The sequence below is a fragment of the Haladaptatus sp. AB643 genome, assembly GCF_024136975.1.
Classification (GTDB): Archaea; Halobacteriota; Halobacteria; order Halobacteriales; family Haladaptataceae; genus Haladaptatus.
In genome coordinates, this window is sequence record NZ_JAMYJW010000003.1 from 319394 (window position 1) to 334032 (window position 14639).

A 14639-nucleotide genomic window follows, 5' to 3' on the forward strand; every position below is an offset into this window, starting at 1 on the left:
GAGTTGACCGTTGAATCGAGGGAGTAAATAGTTTCAGTTAGATCACAACTCATCGTAGACGATTTACGATCATAGCTTTCATCCGGTGCGTCGAGGACACGGGGCACGATAGGCTGCTTCGACGAATCAGGGGATCTACACTCCGAATTTATTTCACAACTGATCGTGCTAACTCACATATGACGTCGCCGCCTTCGATACACGGAACGGTTGCTCCGGGATTCGAACCGGTTGCCGAAACGTTCGTGGAAAACTTCCGGCGTCGAGACGAACTCGGTGCCGCCTGTGCAGCGTATCTCGAGGGGGAGAAGGTGGTGGATCTCTGGGGGGGATTTCGCACCGTCGCCTGCTCGGGGCCGTGGACCGAGGACACGCTCGTTCTCGTTTTCTCGACGACGAAAGGAATGGCGGCGACGGCCGTCGCGCATGCACGGTCGAACGGGTTGTTCGAGTACGACGATACGGTTGCCACCCACTGGCCTGCATTCGGTCAGAACGGAAAGGACGAAATCACGATCCGTGAACTACTCGCCCATCAGGGGGGAGTTGCGGCACCACGACGGAAGCTGAATCCCGAACGCATCGCGGATACCGAGGCCCTTTCGTCGATGCTCGCATCGAAGCGTCCCGAATGGACGCCGGGACGCCGTCACGGCTACCACTCGTTCACCCTTGGGTGGTACGAGAGCGAACTCATCAGAAGGACGGATCCTGCGGGACGAACCCTCGGTCAGTACTTCGCCGACGAGATCGCCGCGCCGCTCGACGCCGAGTTTTACGTCGGACTTCCCGACGATGTCTCCCGGAATCGAATCGCCGAAATCGACGGCTACAGCGTCGCCGAGATCGTGACACACATACGGCAGTTCCCGTGGCGGATGGTTCTCTCGCTACTATCGCCACGGTCGCTGTCGAGTCGTGCGTTGGATTGTTTCGAGATCGACTCGCCCGCCGATCTCGATCGGCCGTCGTACCGCTCGGTCGAGATTCCATCGGGTAACGGCATCGGTCGCGTGAGAGATATCGCTGAGATATACGGGATGCTCGCCACCGATGGCGGAAATCTGGACATCGGGACCGACACGTTAGACGAGTTGAGACGGCCGGCGAACCCGCCGCGACAGGGACCGGAGGATCTCGTGTTGAAAACCGAATCCGCCTATTCGCTCGGCTATTCGAAGCCGTCGTCCAATTTTCGGTTCGGACGTTCCACGGCCGCGTTCGGCACCCCCGGAGCGGGGGGATCGTTCGCCTTCGCCGACCCCGACGAAGGGCTTGGGTTCGCGTACGCCCCGAACCGCATGAAGCCGCGACTGTGGGACGACCCCCGAGAGAGGGCCCTTCGGAATGCGCTATACGACTGCCTCGACTGATTGGACTGGCGGTCCCGACGGAGGTGATACGGATTACACGACCTCCCGATACCGTTCGCGCGGAATCGATGCAGTTCGACCGTCAACACGATAGTTCAGTCAGTCCAGGTATCGACACTGTTCGGGAGTATTTACAACTCACCCCACCGATAAATTTTGTATTATATTCGAGAACGGGAAATTATTTTTAAATAAGTTTTCGAAATGTAGACGCGACCATGAAGGATTTGTCCCTTCATTGTCTCTGGGAACATGTGCTCACTGCTGAACTCTCACTTCAAACATCTATTCTCGAAGCGACACTGACGGCGTGTCCCCACACGACCATCGAAGTGGAACGTGGGCGAAGCATCGACGACGGGAAGACTATTCAGCTGTTGCTCTGGGTGAAAGAGGGCGAAGACGACGAATTCGAAGTGGCTGTGGGAAACGACTCGTCGATTACGGAGGTCAAACAATTCTCTGAGGACACCCCCCGTGAGGACGACGTTCGTCGTCTCTATCGTGTGGAGTTCGCCGAAGCGGCGATCACCGTCGCTCCGGGTTCGGCGTGGATCGAACGCGGCGTCATTCTACTGGACGCAGTCGGGACGTTCGAGGGGTGGGAAGTCAGGCTCCTCGTGCCGGATCGGGAGGCATTCACGTCGTCCATCGACTGGTGGCAGGCGAACTTCGGGAGCGTCTCGGTCGATGCGCTGTACAGCAGTGCGGACGATTCGGGAGGGACGGGGCTGACCTCACTCCAATACGACGCGTTGCACCGAGCGCTGGAAACGGGCTACTTCGACGTGCCACGGCGAACGACTCTCGAAGAACTCGCCGACGAGTTCGACATCAGCGCACAAGCGTTGTCGGTCCGTCTGCGCAAAGGAACCGCCACACTGGTCGGGAACTCCGTCACGGAGGACCCGATATAAAGATTTGAGTCGTCAACCCACGGGCACACCCATCGGCGAGCGGTATATTTCCGCACGATGGACCCTGGATCCCCATTGAGTCGTTCGTTCGATGTGTTGTCGCACTATCGCCGTCGTCTCGTTCTCTACCACCTCCTCGAAACGTTCGACGGGGATGCCTCCCTCGACGCACTCACCGACATCATCGTCGCCGAATCGGAGGAACTGGACATGACACCCGAGACCCACCGGCGCACGATGGTGAGCCTTCAACACGTTCACCTTCCCAAACTGGTCGCCATGGGAGTCATCGAACACGACGAAGAGGAGAACGTGGTCCGTTTGCGAACGCCTTCACCGATGGTCGATCGACTGCTGGATCTCTGTCTCGACTACGAGACGTACGATCACTGCCGGAATTGACGCCGAGCATCAGTCTCATCAAACGAGGTTGTCGGCGGCGAGATACTGGTTTTTTACTGATCCCACCACGCCATCGTCACACCGACGACGACAGCCAACAGACCTACTCCGAGAAATCCAGCGGGGGAAATTGACCACATGCAATCACCGTACGCAACGCCGACTTGCTGCCAACTTAGGACGATGTGGTCGGTGGCTCCGCCGCTTCCGAAACAGATAGACCCGGCGCTCGGGTGTGTCAACATGAGAACGGCCGATCCGAGGAGGGCGACCACGAAGCCGACGATTCGACGGTTGGAGGACTCGATTCGAGACATCGCGTTCCGAATTATGGCGGTCGAATAAACGCTTTGTGGCGAGCAAGAACGGCGGTTCCAACGTTACGAAACAGTTGACCTATTCGTCGACCGGTTCGACCTGCTTGCCGGTCGCTTTCGGAATCACGCGCTGTTGGGCGTCCTCCCATTCGCGGTCGAGTTCGCGGCCGTCGAACAGTCGGTCGAGGAAGACGGCCAGTCCCGCGACTTCCGAGTGCGGTTGGTTCGTCACGCCGACGTTCCAGTCGGCGGCTTCGTACACGTCGAACGAGACCTTTTCCGCACCGACGACGACGAGGAGCGATTCCTCGTCTCCCGTATGGGCGTCCCGAATCTCACCCTCCACGTCCTGCACGCGCTCGCCGTACATCGTGAGGTGGACGACCTTCCCCTCCCAATTCCGGATGAGCGCCTTCTGGCTGCCCGAGCACTCGACATCGAAGGGTCCGCCGAAGCGGTCGGTGATGTCGCGGATGGTGTCCCGTGACTGTCCCGCGTTGTCGGGGAGGACGACCTCGTCCGCCCCGAGCGCGCGGGCCGTGAGTCCGACGTGGGTGGTCATTCGCTCGTCGCGTCCGGGCCGGTGGCCGAGGCGAACGACCGTGACCGACGGTTCGTCGTGCATGCGCCGAAAAAGGAACCGGTTCGGTTAGGGGGTTTCGAATCTCACTCGAAAGCCTGTGCGACGCCGATTTCGTCGGTGACGCCGACGTACTCGGAGAGGAAGTAGGTCATGCCAATCAACAGCGCGACACCGAGGAGGAGTGTGGCGCTCACCGGAATTCCGGTGTAGCCGCTGATGAGGAACGCTCCAGTCGCGATGGCCGCCGCGAGTATCGCGTACGGAATCTGCGTGTTGACGTGGTCCACGTGGTCGCTGGCGGCGAACATGCTCGACATGACGGTCGTGTCGCTGATGGGCGAGCAGTGGTCACCGAAGAGCGACCCCGTGAGGATGGCACCGATGGCCATCACGAGCGGTGACCCGAGCGAGTGCGCCAAGGGAACGGCGACCGGGAACAGGATGGCCATCGTCCCCCACGAGGTGCCGATACAGAAGCTGATGATCGCGGCACTCAGGAAGATAACGGCCGGGAGCAGTTCGGGCGTGATGATACCCTGCGAGATACTGACGACGTAGTCGCCGACGCCCAGTTTCTGGCTGACCGAGCCGATGCTCCACGCCAGCGAGAGGATGGCGACGGGGAACATCACCATCTTGAATCCCTCGAAGATGGAGTCGCTCACCGCGTCGAGTTCGATGCGGGCGTGACCGACGAGGATGGCGAGGATCGTCCCGCACCCCGCGAACGCCGCCCACAGGATGGCGCTCGCCGTGTCGGCGTCTTCGAGCGCGTTGCTGAACGAACCGCCTTCCATTCCTCCCCCGGTGAACCAGAGGCTGAACACGGTAACGAAGATGAGGACGAGGATGGGGGAGACGAAATACCACCAGCGTGGATCGACGTGGTCGGGCGTCTCGATGTCGCTCGCTTGTGTCTCCATCAACGGATTGGCGTCGTCGCCGAGGACTTTCCCTTTCTCCCGAGCGCGGCGTTCGGCGGCCTGCATCGGGCCGAAGTCCCAATCGGTGAGGACGATGATGAACACCAACACGATGGCGAAGAGGCTGTAGAAGCGGAACGGGATGGACTGGACGAACACGATGAACGGTTCCTTATCGATTCCCAGCGCGTCGAACTGTTGTTTGATAAGGCCGACCTCGTAACCGAGCCACGTCGAGACCACCGCGATGCTCGCGGTCGGCGCGGTGGTCGAATCGAGGATGTACGCCAGTTTCTCCCGACTCACGTCAAATCGGTCCGTAACGGGGCGCATCACGGACCCGGAAATCATCGTGCTGGCGTACGAGTCGAAGAAGATGAGCATTCCCAGGATGGACGTCCCCAACCGGGCTTGTCGACTCGAACCCACCCGCTTGACGATGGCGTCCGCCACCGAACTCATGCCCCCCGAGAGGAATATCATCCCCAGCATCGCGCCGATGAGGAACGTAAACAACAGCAGTTTGACGTTGAACGTCGAGGTGACGTTCGCCACCACGAACTGTAACCCTCGGGCGGCACCGGCGATGGGATTCCACCCGACGAGAATCGTCGCACCGAGCCAAATCCCGGCGAACAAGGAGAGGAGCGCTTGTCGCGTGGTGAGGGTCAACACGATGGCGATCAACGCCGGGAGTAAGCTGATCAATCCGTATGTCTCAGCAGTCATACCGAAAACCATTTCGATATTTATGTATAAGCGTTATTGGCGTTCAGTGAAAAATTAGACAATATTACACGACGTCGTTTCCGATCCGAAACCTCGTTTCGGGGGGGCGGACGATGGACCGGAACACACTTGCCGGAAACAATCACACAAGCGAGCATGCAGCTTACAGGAAAGCGGATCCTCGTAACCGGCGGTGCCGGTCTGGTTGGTTCTCAGATGGTCGATGACCTCGTTGCGGACAACGACGTCGTCGTCGCGGACGACCTCTCTAACGGAATCGAATCGTCGATTCCCAGCGATGCCGAGTTCGTGCAAGCGGATCTGACCGACGAGTCGGCGGTCGCCGAAGTCATCGACAGCGGCTTCGACGCCGTCTTCCACTTCGCGGCGGCGGACAAGTACGTCAACACGGACGACCCGCGCCCGCAGTTCGAGGACAACGGCGAGATGACGTACAACATCCTCGAACGGATGGACGAGGTCGGCGTGAGTAACTTCGTCTTCACCTCCTCCTCGACCGTCTACGGCGAGGCACCGAGGCCGACGCCGGAGGATTACGCGCCGCTCGAACCCATCAGCATCTACGGGTCCGCGAAACTCTCCGAGGAGGCCCTCCTCTCGACGTTCGCCCACTCGTACGACTTCACCGTCTGGAATTTCCGCTTCGCGAACATCGTCGGCCCGCGGTTCGGCGCTGGCGTCGTCCCGGACTTCGTGGAGAAACTGGACGACAACCCGGATGTTCTCACCATCCTCGGCAACGGCCTACAGGAGAAGTCCTACATGCACGTCACCGAGTGTACCGAGGCCATCCGCTACGTCGTCGAGAACGCCGACGAGGCGATGAACACGTACAACCTCGGGACGCGGACGACCACCTCGGTGAACACCATCGCGGACATCGTGGCCGACGTGATGGGACTCGACCCCGAGTACGAGTACACCGGCGGCGACCGTGGATGGACGGGCGACGTACCCAAGATGCGCCTCTCCATCGAGAAACTGTCGGCGCTCGGCTGGAAGCCCTCCCAGAGCAGCGACGAGGCGGTTCGACGCGCGGCAGAACAGTTGTACGACGAACTGAGGAACTGAGTGGAAAGTCGGTTAGACCCTGAAATCGGTCCGTGCTTCCACGTCCTCCTCCATGATTTCGAGCGTCGCAACGACGGTGTACTGGCCCGGTTTCGCGTCGGGCCATCCGCCGGAGTAGGTCTTCTCGACGTCCGGGTCGAACGCTACGTTCTGGAGCGCCTGCGTGTACATCTGCCCGTCGCTCACGCGCCAGATCTCTGCGCCGTCGTCGAGAACGGCGAAATCGGCCTTGAGGCCGCTCCGGAACGTCACGTTCGTGGGGTCAGTGTCGGTATTTTTCACCCGCAGTTCGAATTCGACGGTTCCGTCCGTCGGCGTCGCCGTTACTTCGCTTTCGAGCGTCATTATTTCCGGTTCGTTTCGCTAGTTCGAAAAGGTTGTCCCCTTCGCCCCAATTCTTTCCCTCTCTTTCTCTCTTCGGACTCGCTGATTCGGAACCTCCGATGAAAAATGCCGCCGGTAATATGGATGGAGATACGGCCGTCAGCTGAGGATATGGCCGTCAGCTGATGAGAACGGCGTATTAGCGATGATGCGGCCGTATTAATGCTGAGAACGGCGTGTTGGTGATGATGCGGTCGTCGAAATTAGACCGCCGAGTACACGTCGAGGAGGCCGTAGCCCTGCTCGTTGCTGGACAGGCCGAGGTCCTCCGCGGTGTTCTGGAGGCGGCTTCGGGCACCCGTGTTAGAGTAGCCGAGTTGGCCCATCAGGATGCCTGCAGCACCGGCGACGTGCGGGGTCGCCATCGACGTTCCCGAGAGCGTCTCGTAGGAGTCCTGATAGTAGGTCGAGTAGATGCTGCTGCCGGGTGCGGCGATCTCGACTTCCGATCCGGTGCTGGAGAAGTACGAGAGACCGTCCGAGGAGTTGGTCGAACTGATGGCGACACATTCGCTGTACTTCGCCGGGTAGCCGACACAGTCCGTACACGGTCCGGAGTTCCCGGCCGCCGTGGCGAGGAAGACGCCGTTGTCGTACGCGTACGAGACCGCGTCCTGCAGCGCGGAGGAACCGGACGAACCGCCGAGGCTCAGACTCCCGACGTCCCATCCCTGATTCGCGACGTATTCGATACCCGCCGCGATGTCGGAGTACGATCCGCGCCCGTTGCTGTTCAGTACCTTCACGGCGTGGAGCGTGGCCTCGGGTGCGACGCCGACGACACCTTGGCTGTTGTCCTCCGCGGCCGCGATACCGGCACAGTGCGTCCCGTGGCCGTTGTTGTCCTCCCAGCTCGAACTGGTGTACGAGGTCCCGCTGCCGATGTTGTTGTCCAGGTCGGGATGCGAGGAGTCGATCCCCGTGTCGATGATGGCGATGTCAGCGCCCGCGCCCGTGTATCCGGCGCTGTGTGCTTCATCGGCGTCCACGCGGTCCACGCCCCACGGAAGGGTCTGGCTGAGTGCGTGCATCGTCCCGTCCTCCTCGACGTAGCGTACCTCGCTCCGTCGTTGGAGCGCTTTGACGGCCTTCTTCGGTACTTCGAGCGTCACCGCGTCGAACGAGAAATCGTGGTGAACTTTCGACGATGCGTCCATCGCCGCCCGCTTTCCTGCTTTCCCACGATACCCGACGTTGACCCGTACCTTGTCCGTCGGTTTCGCGTTTGCGAATCCCGTGACAGCCAATCCTGCCGTCGCTCCACCGGTCGCCCTGAGTACGTTACGTCGTGAAACCGCCTTTTCATTGCGTGGCATTGCGACTGAAATCATGTAGCACGCTCTCTTAAATTTTTTTCTTGGATTACTAGATTAATAAAAAATATCCTCTTCTGGAATAATCCGTCTCGACGTCGTTCGTCGCTCAATTCTCGCTCGAATCAAGTCCCAAGGTGGCCGCGACGTCCACGAGTCCGTAGCCCTGTTCGTCGCTCGACAGGCCGATGTCCTCCGCCGTCTCACGGAGTCGCTGGCGTGCGCCCGTGTTCGTGTACCCCGTGGCCATCACCTGTGCCGCCGCGCCGGAGACGTGCGCCGTCGACATCGACGTCCCCGAGAGGGTTCGGTAGGTGTCGTCCCAGTACGTCGAGTTGACGCTTTTACCGGGCGCGATGAGTTCGATTTCCGGGCCTCGACTCGAAAAGCTGGCAATGTCGTCTTCGGTGTTCGATGCGCTCACCGCGATGACCTCCGACGACGAGGCCGGGTAGCCGACACAGGACGTGCACGGACCGGACCCACCCGATGCACCGACGAGCAGGCAACCGTTGCTGTAGGCGTACTGTACCGCGGAGTCGACCGTCGAGGACCCGGACCCGCCGCCGAGGCTCAGGTTGATGACGTCGTAGCCCTGATCCGCCGCCCACTCGATTCCCGCCGCGATGTCGGAATACGATCCGCTGCCGTTGCTATCCAACACCTTCACGGCGTGAAGCATCGCATCCGGTGCGACGCCGACGACGCCCTGACCGTTGTTCGCGGCACCGATGATTCCCGCGACGTGTGTCCCGTGGCCGTTGTCGTCGCTCCACGAACTCCCGACGACGGCTTTCCCCGTCCCGAGGTTCGCCTGCAGGTCCGGATGGTTCGAGTCGATGCCGGTATCCACGACGGCCACATCCGCACCCGCACCGGTGTAGCCGCTCTCGATGGCGATGTCGGCGTCGATACGGTCCACGCCGTGTGGAAGGTCCTGAAGGAGCGCGTGCATCGCCCCGTTTTCCTCGACGTACGCCACGCCGGGCGCGGATTCGAGCGCCGATATCGCGTTCGCCGGAACGCGAACCGTCATCGCGTCGATGGAGTCGAACTCTCGCACCACGTCGCTCGCCGCTTCACGGGCCATCCGTCGTCCGGCGTGTGTCTCGAAGCCGACGTTTACCTCCCGAAGCCCATCCGCTCCGGCGGCGACGCCGCTCGCACCAACGGCAACCATCGATGCACCGGTCGCTTTCAATACGGTCCGACGAGTCGTAACTCGTGTTTCGTCCGTCATCAAAACAAATAGAGACCAACCCTGTATAATATTTATTTCTAGTATTTAGTACTAGTATTTATTAACTGACTTGGTGTGAAAATGTCCCACGCGTCCAGAGCCGTAGCTCGTCGGTTTGGAAAACGAAAGTTGGTGTGATGAGCCGTCGACCGGGTCGCTGTCTCAGTTGTCGCTGGAGTCGAGACCGAGCGCGGCGGCAACGTCGAGGAGACCGCTCCCCTGCACGTTGCTGGACAGGCCGAGGTCTTCGGTCGTGCTCAGGATCTGGTCTTCCGCGTCGCGCGCCGAGTAGCCCTGTGCGATGAGCTGACCGACCGCACCGGCGACGTGCGGGGTCGCCATCGACGTTCCGGAGTAGGTGTCGTAGCCACCGGGGACGGTCGAGTAGATATCGGTACCGGGGGCGATGATGTTGACTTCCGGACCTTGGCTGGAGAACGAGGACTGTTCGTCGCTGTCGTTCGAGGACGCGACGGTGATCGTCTCGGGGTAGGCACCGGGGTACTCGACACAATCCGTACACTGGCCGTCGTTCCCTGCCGCCGCCACGAGAACGACGCCGTTGTCGTACGCATACTCGATTGCGTCCTTGAGCGTCTGCGAACTGGAGGAGCCACCGAGACTCATGCTGGCGACGTCCCAACCCTGATCCGCGACGTACTCGACACCGGCCGCGATGTCGGAGAACGACCCGCTTCCGGAACAGTCGAGCACTTTGACGGCGTGAAGCGTCGCCTGCGTCGAGACGCCGACGACGCCCTGGCTGTTGTCCACGGCGTTCGCGATACCGGCACAGTGCGTCCCGTGGTTGTTGTCGTCGGACCACGAGTCGTTACAGGAGTTGCTGTTCCCGTAGAGGATACAGCTACCCGTGTATCCGCCGCTGCCACAGGTGACGAACGACTTGCCCGAGCCGACGTTCGCCTGCAGGTCCGGGTGGTCGTCGTCGATTCCCGTGTCGACGATGGCGATGTCGGCACCGGAACCCGTGTCACCGTTGTCGTGCGCGACGTCGGCATCCACGCGGTCCACACCCCACGGGGTCGTCTGAGCGAGGGCTTCCATCGTGCCGTTCTCCTCGACGTAGCGGATGTGGGGGTTCTTTTCGAGCGCGGTCGCCGCCCGTTTCGGCACACGAATCGTCATCGCCTCGATGGAGTTGAACTCCCGGACGACTTCGTCCGCACTGCTTCGGGTCATCGCCCGTCCGCGTGCGCTCTTGAACCCGACGTTCACTTCCACCTTGTCCGTCGGCTCGGCCGATGCCAAGCCAGTCGCACCGGCCGCTGCGATGGAGCCACCGGTCAGTTTGAGAATATTACGTCGTGATACGCCATTGGCTTTCCTTACCATACCATATGGTAGAATGAAACATGAGTTTAAAAAATTAACTATTTTACTTAGTATAAGTAAAATTAAAGAGATATTAACTTTCTATCGGATAATGGCTTTTGTATAAATCGGAGACGATGGTCGGCTACCGAACTGACCGGTTAGTTGTCGCTGGAGTCGAGGCCGAGTGCGGCCGCCGTGTCGAGGAGCCCTGCGCCGCTCTCGTTGCTCGAAAGGCCGATGTCTTCCGCGGTTTGCTTGATCGTGTCCCGCGCCTGTGTGTTCGACGCCCCGTTGGCCATCAACTGACCGGCGGTCCCCGCGACGTGCGGGGTCGCCATCGACGTTCCCGAGAGGGTGTCGTAGCCGCCGGGGACGGTCGAGTAGATGCTGCTGCCGGGTGCGGCGATCTCGACTTCCGATCCGGTGCTGGAGAAGTACGAGAGACCATCCGAGGAGTTGGTCGAACCGACTGCCATGACTTCTGGGTAGGCTGCGGGGTAGCCGACGCAGTCGGTGCACGGACCGCTGTTGCCCGCCGCGGCGACGAGGAAGACGCCGTTGTCCACCGCGTACTGGCACGCATCACGGAGCGTCTGCGAACCGGACGAACCGCCGAGGCTCATGCTCCCGACGTCCCAGCCCTGATCCGCGACGTACTCGATACCCGCCGCGATGTCCGAGTACGACCCGCTACCCTGGTTGTTGAGCACTTTGACGGCGTGGAGCGTCGCCTGCGTCGAGACGCCGACGACACCTTGGCTGTTGTCGATGGCGTCCGCGATGCCGGAACAGTGCGTACCGTGTTCGTTGTCGTCGTCCCAGTCGTTCCGGCACGTACTCTTGCCGCCGCGACACTTGACGAACGCCTTTCCAGAGCCGATGTTGGCTTGCAGGTCGGGATGATCCGAATCGATTCCCGTGTCGATGATGGCGATGTCGGCACCGGAACCCGTGTCGCCGTTGTCGTGTGCGACGTCAGCGTCCACGCGGTCCACGCCCCACGGAAGCGTTTGGCCGAGTGCATGCATCGTGCCGTTCTCCTCGACGTAGCGGACGTGAGGATTCTTTTCGAGCGCGGTCGCCGCCCGTTTCGGCACGCGAATCGTCATCGCCTCGATGGAGTTGAACTCCCGGACGACTTCGTCCGCACTGCTTCGGGTCATCGCCCGTCCGCGTGCGCTCTTGAACCCAACGTTCACCTCCACCGTGTCCGTCGGCTTCGCCGCTGCGAATCCGGTTGCACCCGCTGCTGCAAGCGAACCGCCAGTTAGTTTGAGAATTTTACGCCGTGATACGCCATTGGCATTCCTTACCATGCAACTGTAACAATAGACTATGTGTTAATATAATTTCTTGCCCATGTTGTGAAATTAAACTGCAGTTTCATCTTCACTGACCGTTTGACCATCACCGAAGTGACACCGTCACGCCCCGGATTGTGCGTTTTCCTCGACGTAGCGTATTTCCGGATGCTCGTCCAGTTCCTCCCAGTTTGTGCGCGGAATCGTCACCGTCACCACGTCGAGCGACGCGAACTCCCGAACGACGGTCACTGCGGCGTCCAACGCCGCTCGTTTGCCTCCCTCACCGTCGTACCCGATGTTCACTTCGACGGTGTCCCGCTCGGAATCTCCCGATTCATGGCCTGACACGACATACCATTGCCAAGGACGTTATTAAACTATTTTCATAGTTGTACTTTCTATTGAAATAATAAAAAATTAACAGATCAGAATGGGAGAACCCGTAGATATCGAGCGGAACGATACGCCTTTTATCCGGTGAAACCCAACGTGCGTTGTGCAGATCGTCGGCTACGAGACAGGCGCATCCGGTGACGAACCACCAGCACTGCTGGTGAGCGACGGCGATTCCCTTTCGCGTGAGACGCTCGAACGGGGGACCGAACTCGAATATACGCTCGGGGAACGACACTGTGCGGGAACGTTCGACGGGTCGACGCACATCCCCTGTTCTCGTCCCGACGCCCCTTACTGTGATGTCCACACCAGCACGTGGGTCTGTGCTCGCTGTACCGGTACCTGTCTCAAGGACGAGATGGACTGTTTCGAGGACCACGCCATCTATCTCGCCGCGTTCGCACCCGCGATATTCAAGGTCGGCGTTACCCGTGAGTGGAGACTCGAAACGCGGCTTCGGGAACAGGGTGCGGACCGCGCCGCCCACCTCGCGACCGTGAAGGACGGTCGAATCGCCCGCGAGCGCGAGGCCGAAATCGCCGAAACGTTCACCGACCGTGTCCGCGTCCCGGCGAAGATCCGTACCCTCAACCGAACCGTCGACGGGACCGCGTGGCAGGACGCGTTATCCCGGTTCGACCCGCTCGAAACGTTCGAGTTCGATTACGGCTTCGAACTGGAATCCGCACCCGTCCACGAGACGCTCGCCAGCGGCACCGTCCTCGGAACGCAAGGCCGTGTTCTCGTCCTCGAACGCGCCGGGACGGCCTACGCGACGGACATGCGCGACCTCGTCGGCTACGAACTCGAAGCCGGTACGACCGACCGAAGCCTGCAGGCCAGCCTCGGCACCTTTTAGATTCCGTACTCCCCACATTCGGTGTGGCAGACGTGACCCTCTCCTTCGAGAACGGGACGCTTCGGGTCGAAACCGAGGGCGAAATTCCCCACATCGAATCCGACCCGCGCTCGAAGACGCGCCGCGCCCCCGCCTTCCGCTACGCGGCCATCCGCAAGTACTGCGAGGAGGATGGACTCTCCCTCTCGGACACCGTCCTCGACCTCGCCGAACTCCCGCCGCTCCACTCCGCCTACGAACTGCGGGACTATCAGGAAGCCGCGCTCGATTCGTGGGAGGACGCGGGACGGCGGGGGGTTCTCGAACTCCCGACGGGGAGCGGAAAGACCGTCATCGGCGTGAAGGCCATCGAACGCTGTCAAACCCCGACGCTCGTCGTCGTCCCGACCATCGACTTGCTCACGCAGTGGCGGCGTATCCTCGAAACCGAGTTCGAAGTTCCCATCGGCCAACTCGGCGGCGGCGAACAGAACGTGGAGGGACTCACCGTCTCGACCTACGATTCGGCGTACCTCCGGGCCGACGACATCGGCGACCGGTTCGGTCTCGTCATCTTCGACGAAGTCCACCACCTCGGCGGCGAAGGCTACCGCGAAATCGCCCGCCTGCTGGCCACCCCCGCCAGAATGGGGTTGACCGCGACGTTCGAACGACCGGACGGCGCACACGAGGTCGTGAGCGACCTCGTCGGACAGAAAATTTTCGACATCGACGTGGACGAACTCGCCGGAACGCACCTCGCGCCGTACGACGTGAAACGCATGACCGTCGAACTCACGCCCGAGGAGCGCGAGCGATACGAGGCGGCACAGGGCGTCTTCACCGACTACCTCGCCAGTTCGTCCATTCAGATGCGAAGCGGGAGCGACTATCAGGAACTCGTCAAGCGGTCAGGAAGCGACCCGAAAGCCCGCAAGGCGCTCCTCGCCAAGCAACGCGCGCGTGACATCATGATGAACAGCGAGGGGAAGGTCACCACGCTCGGTGAAATCCTCGGTAACCACCGGGACGACCGGATCATCGTTTTCACCGCCCACAACGACCTCGTGTACCGCCTCTCGGAGCGATTTCTCATCCCAGCGATCACACATCAGACGTCGGCCCCCGAACGTCGGGAGATCCTCGACCGCTTTCGGCGGGGTGATTACTCGCGCGTCATCACGTCGAACGTGCTGGACGAAGGGGTAGACGTTCCGGATGCCAACGTCGCAGTCGTTCTCTCCGGGAGCGGAAGCGAACGCGAGTTCACCCAGCGTCTCGGCCGAATCCTCCGCGCGAAGGACGACGGAGGGCGTGCGCTCCTGTACGAAGTCGTCACCGAGGAGACGGCCGAAGTTCGCGTCGCGAACCGCCGCCGATAGATTTTCGTCCATCCGTTCAGATAGTATAGATTGTTTTCATACTATCTTCTACGTCTATAGTTTTGATAGTATTTTAATAGTACTCAATATTTGTGTCGCCTTTGTCTCGAA

Annotated in this window: 15 protein-coding genes; 6 read left to right on the forward strand and 9 right to left on the reverse strand. The window is 60.7% G+C overall.

What is annotated here, in order from left to right:
- Positions 1-179 precede the first annotated feature (179 nt).
- The 3 genes from NKF25_RS08720 to NKF25_RS08730 all read left to right on the forward strand — a co-directional run bounded on the left by NKF25_RS08720 (position 180) and on the right by NKF25_RS08730 (position 2692).
- On the forward strand, positions 180-1373 hold the full coding sequence (locus NKF25_RS08720) for a serine hydrolase domain-containing protein (protein ID WP_253226290.1): 1194 nt from the start codon (positions 180-182) through the stop codon (positions 1371-1373).
- Between the two features lie 254 nt (positions 1374-1627).
- Complete coding sequence (locus tag NKF25_RS08725; protein WP_253226291.1) at positions 1628-2290, forward strand: helix-turn-helix domain-containing protein; 663 nt, start codon at positions 1628-1630, stop codon at positions 2288-2290.
- A 57-nt stretch (positions 2291-2347) separates the two neighbouring features.
- Positions 2348-2692 carry a hypothetical protein gene (locus NKF25_RS08730; protein WP_253226292.1) on the forward strand — a complete coding sequence of 115 codons (345 nt, stop codon included), beginning with the start codon at positions 2348-2350 and terminating at the stop codon, positions 2690-2692.
- A 53-nt stretch (positions 2693-2745) separates the two neighbouring features.
- Here the strand turns inward: NKF25_RS08730 and NKF25_RS08735 are convergent, their stop codons facing one another.
- The 3 genes from NKF25_RS08735 to NKF25_RS08745 all read right to left on the reverse strand — a co-directional run bounded on the left by NKF25_RS08735 (position 2746) and on the right by NKF25_RS08745 (position 5244).
- On the reverse strand, positions 2746-3009 hold the full coding sequence (locus NKF25_RS08735; RefSeq protein ID WP_253226293.1) for a hypothetical protein: 264 nt from the start codon (positions 3007-3009) through the stop codon (positions 2746-2748).
- A gap of 79 nt (positions 3010-3088) precedes the next feature.
- Positions 3089-3634, reverse strand: coding sequence for a tRNA (cytidine(56)-2'-O)-methyltransferase (locus NKF25_RS08740; protein ID WP_253226294.1), 546 nt, complete (start codon positions 3632-3634; stop codon positions 3089-3091).
- Positions 3635-3675: 41 nt separating this feature from the next.
- Positions 3676-5244, reverse strand: coding sequence for a Na+/H+ antiporter NhaC family protein (locus tag NKF25_RS08745; RefSeq protein WP_253226295.1), 1569 nt, complete (start codon positions 5242-5244; stop codon positions 3676-3678).
- 156 nt (positions 5245-5400) lie between these two features.
- On the opposite strand from NKF25_RS08745, the gene NKF25_RS08750 reads away from it, so the two are divergent.
- On the forward strand, positions 5401-6336 hold the full coding sequence (locus tag NKF25_RS08750; RefSeq protein ID WP_253226296.1) for an NAD-dependent epimerase/dehydratase family protein: 936 nt from the start codon (positions 5401-5403) through the stop codon (positions 6334-6336).
- A gap of 12 nt (positions 6337-6348) precedes the next feature.
- Here the strand turns inward: NKF25_RS08750 and NKF25_RS08755 are convergent, their stop codons facing one another.
- From NKF25_RS08755 to NKF25_RS08780, 6 genes are all read right to left on the reverse strand, one after another.
- Positions 6349-6681 (reverse strand): BsuPI-related putative proteinase inhibitor, encoded by a 333-nt coding sequence (locus NKF25_RS08755; RefSeq protein ID WP_253226297.1) that lies wholly within the window; start codon positions 6679-6681, stop codon positions 6349-6351.
- Between the two features lie 242 nt (positions 6682-6923).
- Positions 6924-8036, reverse strand: coding sequence for a S8 family peptidase (locus NKF25_RS08760; protein ID WP_253226298.1), 1113 nt, complete (start codon positions 8034-8036; stop codon positions 6924-6926).
- 106 nt (positions 8037-8142) lie between these two features.
- The gene (locus NKF25_RS08765; RefSeq protein ID WP_253226299.1) at positions 8143-9273 is read right to left on the reverse strand and encodes a S8 family peptidase; all 1131 of its coding nucleotides are present in this window, start codon (positions 9271-9273) and stop codon (positions 8143-8145) included.
- Between the two features lie 162 nt (positions 9274-9435).
- Positions 9436-10626 (reverse strand): S8 family peptidase, encoded by a 1191-nt coding sequence (locus NKF25_RS08770; protein WP_253226300.1) that lies wholly within the window; start codon positions 10624-10626, stop codon positions 9436-9438.
- A gap of 140 nt (positions 10627-10766) precedes the next feature.
- Positions 10767-11924, reverse strand: coding sequence for a S8 family peptidase (locus tag NKF25_RS08775; protein ID WP_253226301.1), 1158 nt, complete (start codon positions 11922-11924; stop codon positions 10767-10769).
- A gap of 108 nt (positions 11925-12032) precedes the next feature.
- The gene (locus NKF25_RS08780; protein WP_253226302.1) at positions 12033-12260 is read right to left on the reverse strand and encodes a hypothetical protein; all 228 of its coding nucleotides are present in this window, start codon (positions 12258-12260) and stop codon (positions 12033-12035) included.
- A gap of 148 nt (positions 12261-12408) precedes the next feature.
- Between NKF25_RS08780 and NKF25_RS08785 the strand changes: the two genes are divergently transcribed.
- Complete coding sequence (locus NKF25_RS08785; protein ID WP_253226303.1) at positions 12409-13167, forward strand: DUF2797 domain-containing protein; 759 nt, start codon at positions 12409-12411, stop codon at positions 13165-13167.
- A 23-nt stretch (positions 13168-13190) separates the two neighbouring features.
- Positions 13191-14528, forward strand: a complete 1338-nt coding sequence (locus NKF25_RS08790; RefSeq protein WP_253226304.1) for a DEAD/DEAH box helicase family protein — start codon at positions 13191-13193, stop codon at positions 14526-14528.
- Positions 14529-14639: the final 111 nt, after the last annotated feature.